14 protein-coding genes and 1 pseudogene are annotated in these 18,018 nt (G+C 68.9%); 9 read left to right on the forward strand and 6 right to left on the reverse strand.

Annotated features, from left to right (window positions below; translation table 11 throughout):
* Positions 1-213: 213 nt before the first annotated feature.
* Both IEY78_RS10205 and IEY78_RS10210 read left to right on the forward strand, forming a co-directional pair.
* Positions 214-1,104 (forward strand): DUF1707 SHOCT-like domain-containing protein, encoded by an 891-nt coding sequence (locus IEY78_RS10205; RefSeq protein ID WP_373294106.1) that lies wholly within the window; start codon positions 214-216, stop codon positions 1,102-1,104.
* 235 nt (positions 1,105-1,339) lie between these two features.
* Positions 1,340-1,699: a WhiB family transcriptional regulator gene (locus IEY78_RS10210; protein ID WP_189097312.1), complete on the forward strand. Its 360-nt coding sequence runs from the start codon at positions 1,340-1,342 to the stop codon at positions 1,697-1,699.
* A 122-nt stretch (positions 1,700-1,821) separates the two neighbouring features.
* Here the strand turns inward: IEY78_RS10210 and glpX are convergent, their stop codons facing one another.
* Positions 1,822-2,853, reverse strand: a complete 1,032-nt coding sequence (glpX, locus tag IEY78_RS10215; protein ID WP_189097313.1) for a class II fructose-bisphosphatase — start codon at positions 2,851-2,853, stop codon at positions 1,822-1,824.
* Positions 2,854-3,079: 226 nt separating this feature from the next.
* On the opposite strand from glpX, the gene IEY78_RS10220 reads away from it, so the two are divergent.
* Complete coding sequence (locus tag IEY78_RS10220) at positions 3,080-3,616, forward strand: DUF4245 domain-containing protein (RefSeq protein ID WP_189097385.1); 537 nt, start codon at positions 3,080-3,082, stop codon at positions 3,614-3,616.
* A 161-nt stretch (positions 3,617-3,777) separates the two neighbouring features.
* Here IEY78_RS10220 and IEY78_RS10225 read toward each other — a convergent pair whose 3' ends face one another.
* From IEY78_RS10225 to IEY78_RS10240, 4 genes are all read right to left on the reverse strand, one after another.
* A complete protein-coding gene (locus IEY78_RS10225) occupies positions 3,778-4,371 on the reverse strand; it encodes a malonic semialdehyde reductase (RefSeq protein ID WP_189097314.1) in 594 nt (197 codons plus the stop codon).
* 200 nt (positions 4,372-4,571) lie between these two features.
* Positions 4,572-4,880 (reverse strand): exodeoxyribonuclease VII small subunit, encoded by a 309-nt coding sequence (locus tag IEY78_RS10230; RefSeq protein ID WP_189097315.1) that lies wholly within the window; start codon positions 4,878-4,880, stop codon positions 4,572-4,574.
* Between the two features lie 29 nt (positions 4,881-4,909).
* Complete coding sequence (xseA, locus tag IEY78_RS10235) at positions 4,910-6,145, reverse strand: exodeoxyribonuclease VII large subunit (protein WP_189097316.1); 1,236 nt, start codon at positions 6,143-6,145, stop codon at positions 4,910-4,912.
* 94 nt (positions 6,146-6,239) lie between these two features.
* Positions 6,240-7,724: an APC family permease gene (locus IEY78_RS10240; protein WP_189097317.1), complete on the reverse strand. Its 1,485-nt coding sequence runs from the start codon at positions 7,722-7,724 to the stop codon at positions 6,240-6,242.
* 85 nt (positions 7,725-7,809) lie between these two features.
* Here IEY78_RS10240 and IEY78_RS10245 point away from each other — a divergent pair, with 85 nt between their 5' ends.
* The gene (locus IEY78_RS10245; protein WP_189097318.1) at positions 7,810-8,841 is read left to right on the forward strand and encodes a 4-hydroxy-3-methylbut-2-enyl diphosphate reductase; all 1,032 of its coding nucleotides are present in this window, start codon (positions 7,810-7,812) and stop codon (positions 8,839-8,841) included.
* Positions 8,842-8,926: 85 nt separating this feature from the next.
* Positions 8,927-9,820 (forward strand): polyphosphate--glucose phosphotransferase, encoded by an 894-nt coding sequence (ppgK, locus tag IEY78_RS10250; protein ID WP_189097319.1) that lies wholly within the window; start codon positions 8,927-8,929, stop codon positions 9,818-9,820.
* A 61-nt stretch (positions 9,821-9,881) separates the two neighbouring features.
* Here ppgK and IEY78_RS34965 read toward each other — a convergent pair.
* Positions 9,882-10,376, reverse strand: a pseudogene (locus IEY78_RS34965) (DUF6542 domain-containing protein); the annotation flags it as partial.
* Between the two features lie 374 nt (positions 10,377-10,750).
* On the opposite strand from IEY78_RS34965, the gene ychF reads away from it, so the two are divergent.
* The 4 genes from ychF (at position 10,751) to IEY78_RS10270 (ending at position 17,449) form a co-directional block, all read left to right on the forward strand.
* Positions 10,751-11,839 (forward strand): redox-regulated ATPase YchF, encoded by a 1,089-nt coding sequence (gene ychF, locus IEY78_RS10255; protein ID WP_189097320.1) that lies wholly within the window; start codon positions 10,751-10,753, stop codon positions 11,837-11,839.
* 357 nt (positions 11,840-12,196) lie between these two features.
* Positions 12,197-13,252: a hypothetical protein gene (locus IEY78_RS10260; protein ID WP_189097321.1), complete on the forward strand. Its 1,056-nt coding sequence runs from the start codon at positions 12,197-12,199 to the stop codon at positions 13,250-13,252.
* A 103-nt stretch (positions 13,253-13,355) separates the two neighbouring features.
* On the forward strand, positions 13,356-14,987 hold the full coding sequence (locus tag IEY78_RS10265) for a site-specific DNA-methyltransferase (protein ID WP_189097322.1): 1,632 nt from the start codon (positions 13,356-13,358) through the stop codon (positions 14,985-14,987).
* The gene (locus tag IEY78_RS10270) at positions 14,984-17,449 is read left to right on the forward strand and encodes a DEAD/DEAH box helicase (protein WP_189097323.1); all 2,466 of its coding nucleotides are present in this window, start codon (positions 14,984-14,986) and stop codon (positions 17,447-17,449) included. Before IEY78_RS10265 ends, IEY78_RS10270 begins: the two co-directional genes overlap by 4 nt.
* The last annotated feature ends 569 nt before the right edge of the window (positions 17,450-18,018 follow it).

Consider the following 18,018-nt stretch of genomic DNA (forward strand, 5'->3'; position numbering starts at 1 on the left):
CCGGCTGGCATCTACGGCAGCGCCTGAACAGCGTAGAACCCCGGCGGCCCGGCACGGCTGTGAGGTAAGGCTCAGTAGGTGCGCGCGGCCCCGTCCGGCCGCCGGTACGGGCCCCCGGCCGTCCCGTCGCCCCGCCGCCCGCCGTGGCCTGATTCCCGCCTCTCCCGCCCCGGACCCTGGTCGCGATCTATCGCGTTTCGCTACTCTGGGGCGGTGACTGAAGACAACGGGGGACGACCGGGCTCACACACCCCGCCCGGATCGCTGCAGAAGACGGACCGGCGGCCGGACGGGCCGCCGGTGAAACTGACCAAACAGCCGCCGACCGCGGTGGCCGAGGGCGACCTGCGCGCGTCCGACGCGGACCGCGACCGGGTCGCCGAGATCCTCCGCGAGGCCCTCGCGGAGGGCCGGCTGGATCCCGAGGAGCACGCCGAGCGGATCGACACGGTCTACCGCGCCAAGACCATGGGCGAGCTGGAGCCCGTCCTGCGGGATCTGCCCGCGGCGGCCGGCAGCCGTCCGGACTCCGTGGGTCAGTTCCACGGCTCCGGCGCCCCGGTGCCGGACCAGAACCTCGTCGCGGTGTTCAGTGCCTCGGTGCGCAAGGGCCGCTGGCGGGTTCCCGCGCGGATCAACGCCTTCGCGTTCTTCGGCTCCGTCGAGATCGACCTGACCGAGGCGGTCTTCCCGCAGCAGCAGGTCCAGATCAACGCCACCTCGATCTTCGGCAGCGTCGACATCCGGGTGCCGGAGAACGTCACGCTGCGCAGCAACGGCTCCGGCGTGCTGGGCAGTTTCGAGGTCACGACCCACGACGCGGAGGACGCCGACGCCCCGCAGGTCCTGGTCAACGGCCTCGCCGTGCTGGGCAGTGTGGAAGCCCGGCCCAAGCGGGGCGCCTGGATCCGCGATTTGCGCGACCGGCTGCGCGAGGGCCGCCGGGAACTGCGGCAGCAGCTGCGCGAGGACCATCTCGATCGCCATGCGCGGCTCTTCGAGGAGCACCGCGAGCGCCACGAGTACCTGCGCGAGGAGCGGCGCGACCTGCACGACCAGCTGCGCTCCGCGCGCCGCGCACGCCGGGACCGCTTCGACGGCTGACCGTACGGCCCGGGGCGGAGCCGCTTCCCCGGGCCGCGGGCCAACTGCCCGTGCGGGTGCGGCCGTCGGCGGCGTTCTTCCTGTAGTCGCACGATCGCCACGGTGTGCATAAGCGTGCGCACAGCGGGTAGGGCTGGTGCATCGTCTCTCGTGCGGCTGCGGGGTGCGAAAAGGCCGTGCGCAGCGAGACGGGCAAGGGTGATTCTCTCGCCGAAGCCGTCGTCAGGAGTAGACCGTGCTGCTACCGCATCAGACTCTGCAGGATGCCGCTGTCGTTCCGCCCCCGCAAGTGCCTGATCGTGACGAGGCCGGCCCCTGGCATGCGGAGGCGGTGTGCCGGCGGGACGAGGCCGGGTTGTTCTTCGCTCCGTCGAAGGAGCCGACCGCCGCGCGGCTGGCCAGGGAGGAGGCCGCCAAGCGGGTGTGCGCCCGCTGTCCGGTGATGGTCGAGTGCCGGGAGCACGCACTGCTCCAGCCCGAGCCGTACGGCGTCTGGGGCGGACTGACCGCGGCCGAGCGGCGGGTCGTGCTGACCCGGCGCCGGCGCCGGGAGGCCGAACTCCCGCGTGCGGCCCCGATGCCCGCGGCAGGCTGACCACCGCGACATCGGCTTCGGCTCGTCGGGCGCCACCGGGCGTCCGGGCCGCCTCGCCCCCGCCGGGGACTCCCCGGCGGGGGCGAGGCGCGTGCGCGACCGGCGGGGCCGCGGGGTCGTCGCTAGCTGGGGCGCTCGAAGTCCACCGAGCTGTAGGCGCGCAGCTTGGACAGCCGGTGCTGGGAGTCGATCTGGCGGATGGTGCCGGACTTCGACCGCATCACCAGGGACTGGGTGTAGGCGTTCTCGGCGCGGTAGCGCACCCCGCGCAGCAGTTCGCCGTCGGTGATGCCGGTGGCGACGAAGAAGACGTTGTCCCCGCGGACCAGGTCGCCGATCTCCAGCACCTTGTCCAGGTCGTGCCCGGCGTCCAGCGCGCGCTGGCGCTCCTCGTCGTCCTTGGGCCACAGCTTGCCCTGGAAGGCGCCGCCCAGGCACTTCAGCGCACAGGCCGCGATGATGCCCTCGGGCGTGCCGCCGATGCCCAGCAGCAGGTCCACGCCGGTGCCCTCGCGGGCCGCCATGATCGCGCCGGCGACGTCGCCGTCGGCGATGAACTTGATCCGGGCCCCGGCCTCCCGGACCTCCTTGACCAGGCCGTCGTGGCGGGGCCGGTCCAGGATGACCACGGTGACGTCCTCGACCGAGGACTTCTTCGCCTTCGCGATCCGCTTGATGTTCACCGCCACCGGCGCCGTGATGTCGACGAAGTCCGCCGCCTCCGGGCCCGTGGCGATCTTGTCCATGTAGAAGACCGCGGACGGGTCGAACATCGAGCCGCGCTCGGCCACCGCCATCACGGACACGGCGTTGGCCATGCCCTTGGCGGTCAGCGTCGTGCCGTCCACCGGGTCCACGGCCACGTCGCACTCGGCGCCGGTGCCGTCGCCCACGCGCTCGCCGTTGTAGAGCATCGGGGCGTTGTCCTTCTCGCCCTCGCCGATGACCACGACGCCGTTCATCGACACCGTGTGGATCAGGGCGCGCATGGCCTTGACCGCCGCGCCGTCCGCGCCGTTCTTGTCACCTCGTCCCACCCAGCGGCCCGAGGCCATGGCACCGGCCTCGGTGACCCGGACGAGCTCCAGGGCGAGGTTGCGGTCCGGGGCCTCGGGGCTGACCTCGAGCGGGGACGGGAGATGATGCTCGGTCATCGAGCGACCTTTCTGTACGGCGACGGCCGTGAAGGAGGAGGGCGGCGGTGCGGGGGTTTCCCCCAGAGGCTCACATTATCTTCCGGTCGCCAAAATGAGCAGAGGGCCCTACGCATGAGCGGCCGCCCGGGGGCCGGGATCCGGGACGTTCGCGCAGGTGGCGGGCTTTGCCGGGGGGTGTGTCGGAGCCGCCCGGGGGATGGGGGACGATAGGGGCGTGGCAGGTATGCGAGGCAGGCAGACGGTGCGGGACATGGTCCTGTCACTGGCGGTGATCGGCATTCTCGTCGGGGTGATCTACGTCTTCATCCCGCACGACGAGAGCGCCGACGCGGAGCGCACCGCGGTCAAGGCGGTCGACTACCGCGTGGAGCTGATCACGGCCCGGCGGGCGGCGCCGTACGCGGTCGCCGCACCCCAGGGGCTGCCCGGGACCTGGCGCGCCACCTCCGTGTCCTACCGGGCGAGCGAGGACGGCAAGGGCGGCGCCTGGCATCTGGGCATGCTCGACCCGGAGCAGCAGTACGCCTCCGTCGAGCAGAGCGACGCCGCGCCGCGCGCGTTCATCAAGGGCGTCACGCTCGGCGCGACCAAGGTCGAGGGCAAGCAGGCCGTCGGCAGCAAGAAGTGGGACCGCTACCAGGGCGACAAGTACCGGGCGCTGGTCCGCGAGGAGCCCGGGGTGACCACGGTCGTCACGGGCACCGCGCCGTACGGCCGGCTCGCCGACCTGGCCGCCGCGCTGGTGGCGAAGAAGGGCTGAGCCCCCGGGCCGCGCGGCCGCGGCCCGCGAATGACGTGAACACAGGGCCCCACCGGCGGGAAATCGCCGGTGGGGCCCTGGCGTACGAGGAGGCCGCCGCACCCGGCAGGGATGCGGCGGCCTCCTCGTCATGAGGGGCCCCGGTGGGGCCCCGGCGGGGCTCAGACGGTGGTGACGGCCTCGTCGAAGGTGAGCCGCGGCGAGCGCGGGAAGAACGCCTCGGCGCCCGGCTTGCCCATGTTGATCACGAGGAAGGACTTCTGCTTGCCGTCGCCGAAGAACTCCTTGTCGATGCCGGTGAAGTCGAAGCCGGTCATCGGGCCGGCGGCGAGGCCCGCGGCGCGGACGCCGACGATGAAGTAGCCGGCCTGGAGGGTGGCGTTCTGGGTGCCGGCGGCCTCGCGGGGCGCGGCCTCTGAGAAGAACGCGTCCTTGACGCCCGGGGCGTGCGGGAAGAGGTGCGGCAGCTTCTCGTGGAACTCCAGGTCCACGGAGAGGATCGCGGTCAGCGGCGCGCTGAGGGTCTTCGGGCCGTTGGCACCCATGGCGTGCGTGACCAGGCGCTGACGGGCCTCCTGGGAGCGGACCAGGGTGATCCGCAGCGGCGACTGGTTGAAGGCGGTCGGGCCGAACTTCACCAGGTCGTAGACGGCCTGGACCTGCTCGTCCGTCACCGGCTCGTCCGTGAACGTGTTGGCGGTCTGGGCCTCGCGGAAGAGGAGGTCCTGCGCGGCGGCGTCAAGGGCGAGAGACATAGGGGCACCTCGTGGTCAGCGTGGTAAGCGGTCGGCCGTCAGCGGCGCGGCGGACCGTACGGCCGCCGCACCCACTCCGGGGTTCTATCGTCTTTTACTCTAAGGCAGATAGGTTAAGTTTCAACTAAATCTGCGGCATTGTGAGGTGCTTCACACAGCCGCTCGCGGCGAGGGGGGAGAGGGCCGGCTGCGCGCCGAGGTCAGGCGCGCCCCGCCTCCGCCCCGTCCGGCGACTCCGCCAGCGCCGCGTCCAGCCGCTCCCGGGCACCGTCCAGCCAGCGGCGGCAGACCTTCGCCAGCGCCTCGCCGCGCTCCCACAGTGCGAGCGACTCTTCCAGCGTCGTGCCGCCCGCCTCCAGGCTGCGGACGACCTCGATCAGCTCGTCCCGCGCCTGCTCGTAGCCGAGCGTGGAGTCCACCGGCTCCACGGCCGCCGCCGCGCCGGGGCCCGCGCCCACCGCCGCGCCCTGCTCCGCGTCCGCCGCGCCGTCCGTCTTCGCCTTCGCCATGTGTCCCACCCTAAGAGTCCGTCGTCGTCCTATGCCGGGGCCGCGTCGGCGCCCGGATCGCCGCTCACCCGCACCCGGAACGCGCCCTCGGCCACCCGGGCCCGCAGTTCCTCGTCCGCGCCCACCTCGCCGGGGCCGCGCACCGCCGACCCGTCCGGCTTCTGCAGCACCGCGTAGCCGCGCTCCAGCGTCGCCTTCGGGGAGAGCGCGACCACCCGGGCCAGGGTGTGCGCCAGCTCGGAGTCGGCACGGTCCAGCAGATGCCCCAGGGTCCGCCGGCCGCGCTCCAGCAGCGCCGTGACCTGCTCCTCGCGGTCCTCGATCATCCGCTGCGGCCGCTGTATGCACGGCCGCTGGAGCGCGGCGTGCAGCCCCCGCTCCTCGCGCTGCACGAAGCCGTCGATGGCGCGCCACGCCCGCTCCCGCAGCTGGCCGATCCGGGCCAGCTCCTCGCCCACGTCCGGCACGACCTTCTTCGCCGCGTCCGTCGGCGTCGAGGCGCGCAGATCGGCGACCAGGTCGAGCAGCGGGGTGTCCGGCTCATGGCCGATCGCCGAGACGACGGGGGTCGCGGCCGCGCCCACCGCCCGGATCAGCTGCTCGTCGGAGAACGGCAGCAGATCCTCCACGCTGCCGCCGCCGCGCGCCACGATGATCACGTCCACCTCGGGCAGCGCGTCCAGCTCCTGGACGGCGCCGATCACCTGGGGGACGGCATGGACCCCCTGCACCGGGACGTTGCGCACCGCGAAGCGGACGGCCGGCCAGCGGTGCCGGGCGTTCTCCAGGACGTCCCGCTCCGCCGCGCTCGCCCGGCCGCAGACCAGGCCGATCAGCTGCGGAAGGAACGGCAGCGGCTTCTTGCGGTCCGCCGCGAACAGCCCCTCCGCCGCCAGCGACTTCTTCAACTGCTCCAGCCGGGCGAGGAGTTCGCCGACCCCGACCGGCTTGATCTCGGCGGCCCGCAGGGACAGCTGGCCGCGCGGGGCGTACCACTCCGGTTTGGCGTGCACCACCACCCGGGCGCCCTCGCTCACCACCTCGGCGACCCTGTCGAAGACCTGGCGGTAGCACGTCACGCTCACCGAGATGTCGTGCGACGGGTCGCGCAGCGTCAGGAAGACCACGCCCGCGCCGGGCCGCCGGGAGAGCTGGGTGATCTGCCCCTCGACCCATACGGCGCCGAGCCGGTCGATCCAGCCGCCGATGAGCCGGGACACCTCGCCGACCGGGATCGGCGTTTCGGGGGACGTGGAGACAGCCATACGAGCGAGAGTAGCGGCGGCCACCGACAGCGGCCGCGGCCGCGCGGGCGGCGGCCGGGCCCGGAGCCCGCCCTGCCGCCCCGTCCCCCGGCGCTCAGTCCCGCCCGGCGTCGTCCCCCGCCCCTCCACCACCGGTTCGGCCGCCCCGACGGTGCTGCACCACCAGCACCACCGCCCCCACCACCAGCCAGCACCCGCCGACGAGCTGCGCGGTAACGGACGCCTCGGCCAGGACCGCGGCCACCACGGCCAGGCCCAGCGACGGCGCCACCACGTGCCGCAGCACGCCCGGCAGCCCGGCCCGTTCGCGGGTCCGGAAGCGGAACCAGCCGATCACCGACGCGTGCAGCAGCCCGAACGCGGTCAGCGCCCCCACGCTCACGATCGACGACAGCAGCGCCAGTCCGTCGTCCCGGCGCGCCGCCCCCACCGCCGCCACCAGCGTCACCAGGGCCGCGCCCAGCAGCGCCCGGCGCGGCACCCCGCTGCCCGCGGCCACCTTCGCCATGCCCGGCGGCAGCCGCCGGTCCCGGGCCATCGCGAACAGCAGCCGCCCGGCCGCCGCCTGCCCCGCCAGCGCCGCGAACGCCGCCCCGACCGCCTTGCTCGCCGCCACCAGACCGTGCAGCGGGCGGCCGAGCGTCGCGTCGACCGTGGCGTAGAAGGCGTTGCCCTGCTGTGCCGGGTGCGCCGCCAGCTCCGCCGCGCTCATCGGCATCAGCAGCGCCGCCAGGTACGTCTGCGCGGCGAACAGCACCCCCGCCACCACCAGGCACGTCAGCACCGCCCGCGCCACCCGCTCCGGCCCGCCGTCCCGCCGGTCGCCGCCCCCGGCGTCCGCACCGCCGCCGCCCGCGGGCCGCCCCGCGGCCTCCTCCGCGAACGAGGCGATGGCGTCGAAGCCCAGATACGACAGCACCGCCACCGACACCGCGGACAGCACCGCCCCGGCCGCGAAGCCGCCCGCACCGGTCAGCGGCTCGGCCCAGCCCCGCCGCGCCCCGTGGGACAGCAGCTCGACGAGCGCCGACACCACGAACACCCCGAGCACCACGATCTCCATCGCCAGCACCGCGAAGCCGACCCGGGCCGCGGTCCGCACCCCCCACAGGTTCAGCAGCGTCGTCACGACCACCGCCAGCGCCGTCCACACCCACGCGTGCACCGACGGCACCACCGCGTGCAGCGCGATCCCGGAGAACAGATACGCCACCGCCGGCACCAGCAGATAGTCCAGCAGCGCCATCCACCCGGCGAGGAACCCGGCGCTCTCGTTCAGACCCGCCCGGGCGTACGCGTAGACCGACCCGGCCCGCGGGGCGACCCGCACCATCTGGGCGTACGAGTACGCGGTGAACCCCATGGCGACGGTCGCGACGGCATAGACGGCCGTCACCGCCCCGTGCGAGGTGGCCTGGAGGGTGCCGAAGATCCCCACCGGCGCCATCGGGGCGATGAACAGCAGCCCGTAGACGATCAGATCCCGGGAGCCGAGCGTCCGCCGCAGCTCGCCCCCGCCCTCCTCCCGCGCGGCACGGCCTGTGGCATCGCCCGCTCCACCACCGTCCCTGCCCGGCATCGTGCCTCCTCGCCCGCGTCGCGCACCCAGTCTGCGGCCACGGCGCGATCTTCCGGGGCGGTGGCACGCCCTTACGATGGGACGCATGACTTCCTCGCCCAGCCCGAAGCCCGCCACCACCCCGGGCGACGACGCATCGCCCCGCAGCGGCCGGCGCAAGGTCCTGCTCGCCGCCCCCCGCGGCTACTGCGCGGGCGTGGACCGCGCCGTGATCGCCGTGGAGAAGGCACTGGAGCAGTACGGCGCCCCCGTCTACGTGCGCCACGAGATCGTGCACAACAAGTACGTCGTCAAGACCCTGGAGAAGAAGGGCGCCATCTTCGTCGAGGAGACCGAAGAGGTGCCCGAGGGCAACATCGTCATCTTCTCCGCCCACGGCGTGGCGCCCGTCGTCCACGACGAGGCCAAGCGCGGCAAGCTCGCCACCATCGACGCCACCTGCCCCCTCGTCACCAAGGTCCACAAGGAAGCCGTCCGCTACGCCAAGGAGGACTACGACATCCTCCTGATCGGCCACGAGGGCCACGAAGAGGTCATCGGCACCAGCGGCGAGGCCCCCGAGCACATCACCCTGGTCGACGGCCCCGGGGACGTCGCCAACGTCGAGGTCCGCGACCCGGACCGGGTCGTCTGGCTCTCCCAGACCACCCTGTCGGTCGACGAGACCATGGAGACCGTGGACGCCCTCAAGGGCCGCTACCCCAACCTCCTCTCGCCGCCCAGCGACGACATCTGCTACGCCACCCAGAACCGCCAGACCGCGGTCAAGCAGATGGGCGCCGAGGCCGACCTGGTCATCGTCGTCGGCTCCAAGAACTCCTCGAACTCCGTGCGCCTGGTCGAGGTGGCGCTGGGCGCCGGCGCGAGCGCCTCGTACCTCGTCGACAGCGCTGACGAGATCGACGAGGCCTGGCTGGAGGGCGTCGGCACGGTCGGCGTCACCTCCGGTGCCTCGGTCCCCGAGATCCTCGTCCACGGCGTCCTGGACTGGCTCGCCGAGCGCGGCTACGAGGACGTCGAGACCCTCACGGCCGCCGAGGAGTCCATCGCCTTCTCGCTGCCCAAGGAGCTGCGCCGCGACCTGCGCGCCGAGGCGAAGGCCGCCACCGAGGGCTGACCCCGGTCCACTCCGCCGTGCTTCCGGGACCGGGCGTGTGCCCATCCCGGGGGCGCGCCGCCCTGTCGGCGCCTAGCCTTTTCCCATGAAGGTCTTCGGTGTGGACATCGGCGGATCGGGCATCAAAGGTGCCCCGGTGGATCTGGAACGCGGCGATCTCACGGAGGAGCGCTACAAGGTACTGACCCCGCATCCGGCCACCCCGGACGCGGTCGCGGACGGGGTCAGAGAGGTCGTGGACCACTTCGGCTGGTCCGGGCCGGTCGGCGCGACGTTCCCCGGGGTGGTCACCGACGGGACGACCCGTACCGCCGCGAATGTCGACAAGGCATGGATCGGCACGGACGCCGGCGCGCTGCTCACCCGCAGCCTGGGCGGCGAGGCCGGCGGCCGCCCCGTCACCCTCCTCAACGACGCGGACGCCGCCGGCCTGGCCGAGATGCGCTACGGCGCGGGCCGCGGCCGGGCCGGCACGGTCATCCTGCTCACCCTCGGCACCGGCATCGGCAGCGCCGTCTTCACCGACGGCCGCCTCGTCCCCAATACGGAGCTGGGCCATCTGGAGCTGCACGGGCACGACGCCGAGAAGCGCGCCTCCACCAAGGCCAAGGAGGACGAGTCGCTCGGCTGGCACCACTGGGCGCACCGGGTCCAGAAGTACCTCGCCCATGTGGAGATGCTCTTCTCGCCCGAGCTGTTCGTGATCGGCGGCGGGGTCAGCCGCAAGGCGGACAAGTTCCTGCCGCTGATCGAGGGCATCAGGGCCGAGATCGTGCCGGCTCAGCTTCAGAACAACGCGGGGATTGTGGGGGCCGCGATGGCTGCGCACGCCGTTCGGGCTGGCGGGCCACCTGCCGTGGACGGTTCCCCGGCCGCGGCCGCTCCCGGTTCGCAGGCCGCGCCGTCGGCCGCCCCGGCTGCCCGAGCGGTGCGCTCCGCGGTCGATTCGCCGGTCGGTTGGCCCGACGGCGGGCGATGATCAGCACCCGGCGCACCAGCGCGAGCAGCGCGCAGATCAGTGTGCCCGCGTAGAGCCAGCCGGCGCTCAGCGCGAGGACGGTGAACAGGCCCATCAGCAGGCCCTCGAAGCCGTCCCCGCCGCGCTGGATCGGCAGCGCGCCGAGGGTGAACGCGATCGGCAGCGTGACCGGCGCACAGACCAGGTCGTAGGGCCGCACCCACACCGCCGCGGCGATGCCCACGAGCAGGTAGCAGACGCCGTACGCGCCCGGTGCGCCGTCCAGCAGCAGGCGGTCCAGGAAGGCGAACCCCAGCAGCGCCAGCGTCGCCAGCAGCCAGCAGCCGAGACCGGTGAGCCGGGCGGCCGGGATCCGGCCCGGCCGCCCGGGCGGCGGGGCGGGCAGGCGCCGGGGCTGTGCCTGGTGGACGGCCGAGGATTCGGGCGGTGACGGGGCGGGGGCCTGGGCGGGCCGGGCGGGGGCCCACGTGGTCCCGGCCGACGCGCGCCCGCGCGCCGAGGCGGGCACGGCCGCCGGCGCGGAGGCGGGCACCGAGGCGAACCCGGAGGCCCGCATCGCGGAGAGAAAGGCGTCGTCGGGGTCGGGTGCCACGGCCTCCGCGGGGCGCGGGAGCCGGGCGTCGGAGTCCACGGGCGGCCGTGCGGACCGCGGCGGACTGTACTGGGGCGTGCGCGCTTCGTGTTGCTCCACCCGGCCACGGTAGGCCGCTAAGTGGGATTAACCGGTTACGGGACACGCGCTTTGGCCGAGCTTGCGGCCGAGTTCGCGACCGGTGGCGCGGACCGGGGGCGCGGACCGGGGTGCGGCCGGTCCCGGTGGCGGCCACGCGCGCCCGCCCGCCCCGTAGACTGGTGGATCGGCCCTCCAGGGAGCACTCCCGGAGCGGCTGCCCACCCCACCACCTCCCCTTCGGAAGTCGAGTCGCCACCGTGTCGCTCACGATCGGAATCGTCGGTCTGCCGAATGTCGGCAAGTCGACCATGTTCAACGCCCTGACCAAGAACGACGTGCTGGCGGCCAACTACCCGTTCGCCACCATCGAGCCGAACGTCGGCGTCGTCGGCGTGCCCGACCCGCGCCTGGCCACCCTGGCCGGCATCTTCTCCTCGCAGAAGGTCCTCCCGGCGACCGTCGATTTCGTCGATATCGCGGGCATCGTCCGCGGCGCCTCCGAGGGCGAGGGCCTGGGCAACAAGTTCCTCGCGAACATCCGCGAGTCCGACGCGATCTGCCAGGTCATCCGCGCCTTCAAGGACGAGAACGTGGTCCACGTCGACGGCAAGATCTCGCCCCGGGACGACATCGAGACGATCAACACCGAGCTGATCCTCGCCGACCTCCAGACGATCGAGAAGGTCCTGCCGCGCCTCCAGAAGGAGTCGCGGATCAAGAAGGACGTGGCGCCGAAGGTCAAGGCGGTCGAGGCGGCCAAGGAGATCCTGGAGCGGGGCGACACCCTCTTCTCGGCGGGCATCGTCCAGGGCTCCGGCAAGGAGGAGCTCCTCCACGACCTCCACCTCCTCACCACCAAGCCCTTCCTCTACGTCTTCAACGTCGACGAGGACGAACTGACCGACGAGGACTTCAAGAACGAGCAGCGCGCCCTGGTCGCCCCCGCCGAGGCCATCTTCCTCAACGCCAAGCTCGAGGCCGACCTCGCCGAGCTCGACGAGGACGAGGCCCTGGAACTCCTCCAGTCCGTCGGCCAGGACCAGCCCGGCCTCGCCACCCTCGCCCACGTCGGCTTCGACACCCTCGGCCTGCAGACCTACCTGACGGCCGGCCCCAAGGAAACCCGCGCCTGGACCATCAAGAAGGGCGCCACCGCCCCCGAGGCCGCCGGAGTCATCCACACCGACTTCCAAAAGGGCTTCATCAAGGCCGAGGTCATCTCCTTCACCGACCTGGTGGAAACCGGCTCCGTAGCCGAAGCCCGCGCCGCCGGCAAGGCCCGCATGGAGGGCAAGGAGTACGTCATGCAGGACGGGGATGTGGTGGAGTTCCGGTTCAACGTGTAGCGGCTGACTTATCACCACGTCGCTGATCTGGCAAACATGCAGGTCAGAAAGGGTCCGACTCTTCGAAGTCGGGCCCTTAGGTTTTTCCCGTGCTGGATAATCTGACACCTCGTCACCCGTCATCACCCCTGATCACCCGCACCGTGCTGGGGGTGCTGGATTGCCGGAGGGGCTCCCGTGCTGACCCGTCGGCGTCTGGCAACTCGTCGGTAACACGGTCTACATCATCCTTCGGGAGGGTTCCTCCTGCAACCGGAGGATGACTTCGGAATGAGCGTAAATACTCCTTCGAATCGAACAAGCGTGCCATATTCTACTTGGCCCGGAAGCTGCCATTCCGCGACAGGGGGTTCTGCCATGCCCGTACGCCGTCCGCTTGTGTCTCGTGCCCTGGACCTGCCCGACAAGGGCGAGCCGCAGAGGAAGGCCGCGATGCTTGGGTACGGGATGCTGGCCAGTGCGGTCGTCTTCACGGGCACCTTCGCCATGCAGCGCCCAACCGCGCACGAGTCCGGTCGGGGTCCGGCCCGCACGACGCCCGACGCGGCTCCTCGCGAAGTCGAGCCCGTGCACAACGACGTTGTGACCGAAACCCCCGGCGAAGGCCGTGTGCCGACCTTCTTCGACGGCCAAGGTGGCATTGCCGGCGTCGAGCTGACCGAGGAGCAGCGCAAGGCCGTCACCAAGGAAGCCCTCCGGCGAGGAATGACCAAAGAGCAGGCCCATGACCTCGCTTACGGCGAGGCCGAGCCGACCGAAGCCACCAAGCCCAAGTCCAAGCCGCGCTCTCTGAGCGTGACGCCGCCCAAGGAGTCTGACGGGAAAGAGGCGCATGTCCTCGCCAGCGGACCCATGTATCGCGAGGTTGCCCCCACGGAAGATCAGGAGATCAAGAAGGGGGCGAAGAGTCGCGGCTCGGCTGCGGCACGAGAGTCAAAGGGAAACCAGGCGAAGGGCAAGCATGCGGCGCCGTCCAGAAACGGCGAAGGGAAGCACAAGCTCACCGACAAGCTGGACGCGGTGATACCCGACCCGGTGGAAGAATTGGTGGGCGATCTGCTGCCGTTCCGTCTCTGGATGGCGCATGTCGCAGAGCCGGGTACCGAGCCGACCTGGGGCGTGGAGCACGACCCGGAAGAGGACACGGTCACGGTCACCGCCGAGTCGCAGATGGCCGACAGCATGACCGTCACCGTGGAGGTCACGGCGCCTGTCGAGCAGACACCCGACGCCCCGCTCTCCACGGTCTCGGTGACTGTCACGAACCCACAGACGGACGAGGTGACGGTTGCCACGGACACGGAGACTGCTGTCGCCGCGGAAGAGGTCCCTCGTGTCGCCATAGGCGAGGTTGTCGAGGCAGTCATTTCCGCAAGGCAGGGGGACGGCGTCCCTGGCACCGAGAGCGGTTGAGGTTGCGCGGCTGAGGCGGTCATGCGGGGCGAGGTGTGAAGCGGCCCCCGTTGTCAGTCCGCCCCGGTACGCTTCTCAATGTCACGATGCTGGAAGGAAGATCATGGGTAACTCGGGGCGTCTCGGCCTGTCCTGGATCAACAAGGACCGGTCGCTGATCAGTGCACCAAACGGCGGCTACGAGTGGATCGACCGCGACGACTTCCGGGTTACTGAAACTCGCCTCTTGCAGAACGTTGCCTCAGTCGGAGAGGTGAACGACGAAGGGAAGCGGGCGCAGGACAATCTCCTGATCGCTGGCGATAGCGCTGATGCACTTCGTTCGCTCACCCGCCTGCCCGAGTTCGCCGATGTGTATCAGGGCAAAGTTAAGCTCGTGTACATCGACCCGCCCTTTAACACGGGGCAGGCATTTACTCACTATGACGATGGCCTGGAGCACTCGGTCTGGCTCACGATGATGCGAGACCGTCTGCTGCTGATCCGAGACCTGCTGGCTCCGGATGGAAGTGTGTGGGTGCATCTCGATGACGCGGAGATGGCCTATTGCAAAGTCTTGATGGATGAAGTTTTTGGCCGCCCCAACTTCGTGTCCACTGTGGTTTGGGAAAAGACGACCAGCGCTCGAAATGATGCGAGGTTGTTCTCCACTGATCAGGACTACCTTCTCGTCTATTCGCGAAATCCGGACTCGTTTAAGCCCCGAAAGGTCGCCCACACTGCTGCGGCAGATAAGGCGTACAAGAATCAGGACAACGACCCTCGCGGCCCGTGGCGTGAAGTCGACTACAAGTGCCCGAAGACGGCGGATGAGAGGCCGAACCTCTACTATCCCATTGTCCACCCATTTACCGGAAAGGAAGTGTGGCCCCGCCGTGAGCGTGTCTGGGCGTACGGCAAAGATGAGTACGAACGTCATGTCGCGGAAGGGCTCCTTTTTTGGGGGAAAACGGGGAACTACTCCTTCCCGAAGCTGAAGAAATTTCTGACTGATCGCAGAGCGGATGGAACGCCGCCGCGAACTCTCTGGCCGACGTCCGAGGTTGACCAGTCGCGAACGGCTAAGGCGGAGAGCAAGAAGCTTTTCGACGGAGGGACTCCGTTCACTACGCCGAAACCCGAACGCCTGCTACAGCGGGTGATTCATCTGGCTACCGAGCCCGGAGATATTGTCCTTGACTGTTTTGGTGGATCTGGCACCACGGCTGCCGTGGCGCACAAGATGGAGCGCCGTTGGGTAACGGTCGAGCGAGAAGTCGAGACGGTTCAAGCATTCATTCGCCCACGCCTGGAAAAGGTCGTGAACGGCGAAGATTCGGGCGGGATCTCAGAATCGGTCGGCTGGGAGAAGGGCGGGGGGTTCCGGCATTTGCAAGTCTCACCTTCCATGTACGAATACGCTGCTGGCCGGGTACTCCTGGCGCCTTGGGTTGTTGAAGCCTCCTTCTGTGAAGCGGCTTGCGCTCAGATGCCCGGCTTCGCGATGGACCTGGCTCCTGAGCCGCCATTCGTGGGGCGCAAGGGGCGACAGCGCTTGGCGGTGATCGACGGTCTCGTCACGGAGAGTTCAGTCCAAGCGATCGTCGACCGTCTCGAAGAAGACGAGCGGGTGGTGATCATCGGTAAGAGCTATCTGCGTGAAGCATCTCAGCTCCTGGCCTCCATCAGCCCGGGGTCCCGCATCAAGAAGGCACCCCATGATCTTCTGGACATGAAGGGACGTGTACTGCGTTGAGCTGGATCGAGCATGACCAGGCGTCGATTATTGACCTGGCTGCACGTATGCAATTGCGGGACCCTAATCGACGTGCCGTGTCTAAGGTCGTCGACGAGATTCAGACTGGCGATGGTCGCGAGATCGTCTGCGACCTTGCCACTGGCGTCGGAAAGACCTATATTTGCCGGGCCTTGATCGACTATCTTGCCGAGCAAGGCGTTCGCAATATCCTCATCGTTACACCCGGCCGGACCATCCAGAACAAGACAGTTGCGAACTTTACTCCTGGGCAACCAAAGTTTGTGCCTGGAGGAAATTATAAACCGGTCGTCATCACGCCAGACGACTACGCGGGTGGGCGCGTCGGTGATGCCCTCCATGATCCGGATGCCTTGAAGGTATTCATCTTCAACGTCCAACTGTTGACCAAGCCGACAGCTAAGGCTTCCCGGGCAGCTCACAAGACCGATGAGTCCATTGGTACGGCTCTTTACGACCACCTTCGTGATGCCGATGACCTGGTCATCATCGCCGATGAGCACCATGTGTACCGCAGCGAGGCTAAGAAGTTCTTTGAAGCGGTCCGAGACCTCGGTCCGCGGGCGCTCGTGGGTCTGACGGCGACCCCCGACGAGGCCGACTATAATGCCCCCGGGCGGGTTGTATTTCAATATTCTCTCGCCGAGGCTATCGCTGACGAACTCGTGAAGATTCCCGTTATTGTCTACCGGGAAGATGGCCATACGGACGTCAATACCCAGCTCGCAGACGCCTGTCACCTCCGGAAGGTAAAAGAGGAGACCACTCGGGAATGGGCCGAGAGGAATGGGCGGCCGATGGTCAACCCTGTCCTCTTTGTGGTTTGCCAGAGCGTCGAAGAAGCGACCGACGTTGCGAACACCCTGGCTGGCCCAGGTTTCATAGACGAGCCTGGCGCGGTGTTGCAGGTTACGTCTGGAAGCAAGGACGATGCTCTCGAAGCCCTTGCGGGTATCGAGCAGCCCGATTCTCCCGTCCGCGCCGTGGTCTCGGTGAATATGCTCAAGGAAGGTTGGGACGTAAAGAACATCAGCGTGATCGTCGCGCTGCGTACTCTCGCCTCCAAGACCCTCACCGAGCAGATCCTCGGCCGTGGCCTTCGCTTGCCGTACGGTGAGCGCGTCGGATTCTCGATGGTTGACACCGTCGACATCATCGCGCACGACTCGTATCGGAAGCTGTTGGCTGAGAAGGAAGCCCTGTTGGAACACGTCCTTCCTCAGAAGGGCACACAGGACAGCGGATCGAGCCTGGCGGGCAAAGCTGGCGGCACTCGCCCGCTACCTGCGTACAATGAAGTACAGACGCAGGGAATGTTGGTCTTCACCGCCGATGCTCCGGTTAGGGATGACGGGTTTGGCACGGACGTGCCTGAAGCTGCGTACATCGGTATGGCTGACATGGAGCATCGGCTCGCCGAAGCCGGTGTCGAGAAGAAGCAGATCCAGCAGGTCATGAAACCTGCGGACGGCGCGCCGGCCATCAAGTTCCCCAGCAAGCGGCTGCTCGAAAAGCCGGACACCTACAGCCTGTCCTTCGTGAGCTCCGATTCTGTCGCGGAGAAGGGGAAGCAGTTCAAGCACGAAATAGAGGTTGAGCTGAAGCGCAAGGCCCTGAACGCCTCGCGAGATCTGGACGGCAACGTCACCGTGCACGCTCAGGATCAGAAGTCCGGTGTGGCTACGCAACGGAGTTGGCCGATCGCAAAAGTCAGGGAAGACCTCGAAGATCGGATTCTCAACCTGCCGCAGTTGAAGCTCACGCACGATGAAGTCGAACATGCGCAGCGCCTCGTGCACGCGTTCCTCGGCGAAGCCATCGAAGCCGACGGCGAAGACAGCACTCCTTGGGAGGAGGCTCGGGCGGAGCTCGCGCTGACTCAGCTGGAGAAGCTCGTGGTCTCCAGCTTCAAGCTGAAGCTCGTGGAGACTGAGCACGAGATCGTGACGGTCACTGTTCCGCCTCCCATTCAGTCGTGGCCGCAGCCGACGATGTCGAAGATGCAGATCACGGACAAGGTGATCCGCGGCATGGGGTACACGGACTGGGGCAGCTCAATTCTCCCCGTGGTGCACTTCGATGCTCTGTCCACCGAGGTCAAGCTCGCCAACATGATGGACGTCAGCCCGAAGGTCGAGTGGTGGCTGCGTCTCGAATCGCGTGGGGGCACGTACATCCAGTTGGACAACGGGTCCTGCTACTACCCGGACTTCATCGCCATCGACAAGGACGGCGTGCGCTGGCTCGTCGAGGGGAAGTCGAACGCGGAGGCCACGAGCGAGTCGGTCCTGGCTAAGAAGGCCGCCGCCGTGGCGTGGGCAAAGGAAGTGACTGAACTCGGGCAGTTCGGGACGTGGAAGTACCTGTTCGCTACGGAGGCTCACCTGAGCCAGTCGAACAGTTGGGACACCCTACTGACAGTCACAGGTGCCCGTGGATAGGAAGTAGGCATTATGACGCGGGCCCCAGTCGCCAGGCTGGGGCCTGATGACGTTATCGGCGGTTGACCTCGGTCTCGACGATGGAGGCAACGGTGGGCCACGGAACGGCTAGCGCCGTGACCGTCGTCCAGTATTGGTGGGATGACCGAACTGCGGCGCTTACTCCAAGGCGTACTGATTCTGGCGTGAGTGTCCCGAGCACTCGGCGGGTCACCCCGCCGGCACTACGTGCCGAAGGGGTGATGCCGTGGCCGAGGAGAAGCGTCGCCGTGCGTATGGCATCCAATGCGGAAGGAGGCGCCGCTCCGGCAAGCGGTCCAAATATGAGCTCGTGCCAGCTTCGCAGTGTCCGAGCCCAGGCCAAGCGTTCAAGGCTGGTGCCGAGGTCGACGCCCATGCGCAGTGGATTCTCCGCGTTCCAGAGGAGAACAATGTCGCCCAGGGTGAGGTCCAAGTGCCGGAACCGGAGGGTGATTCCCTTGACTTGGCGACGCTGCCACACCGCGAGTCGGCCGTAGATGCTTATGTGTCGGACGTGGAAGCCGAGTTGGGATAGCACGGATAGCCAG

The sequence above is a fragment of the Streptomyces kronopolitis genome (assembly GCF_014646275.1).
Taxonomy (GTDB): domain Bacteria; phylum Actinomycetota; class Actinomycetes; order Streptomycetales; family Streptomycetaceae; genus Streptomyces; species Streptomyces kronopolitis.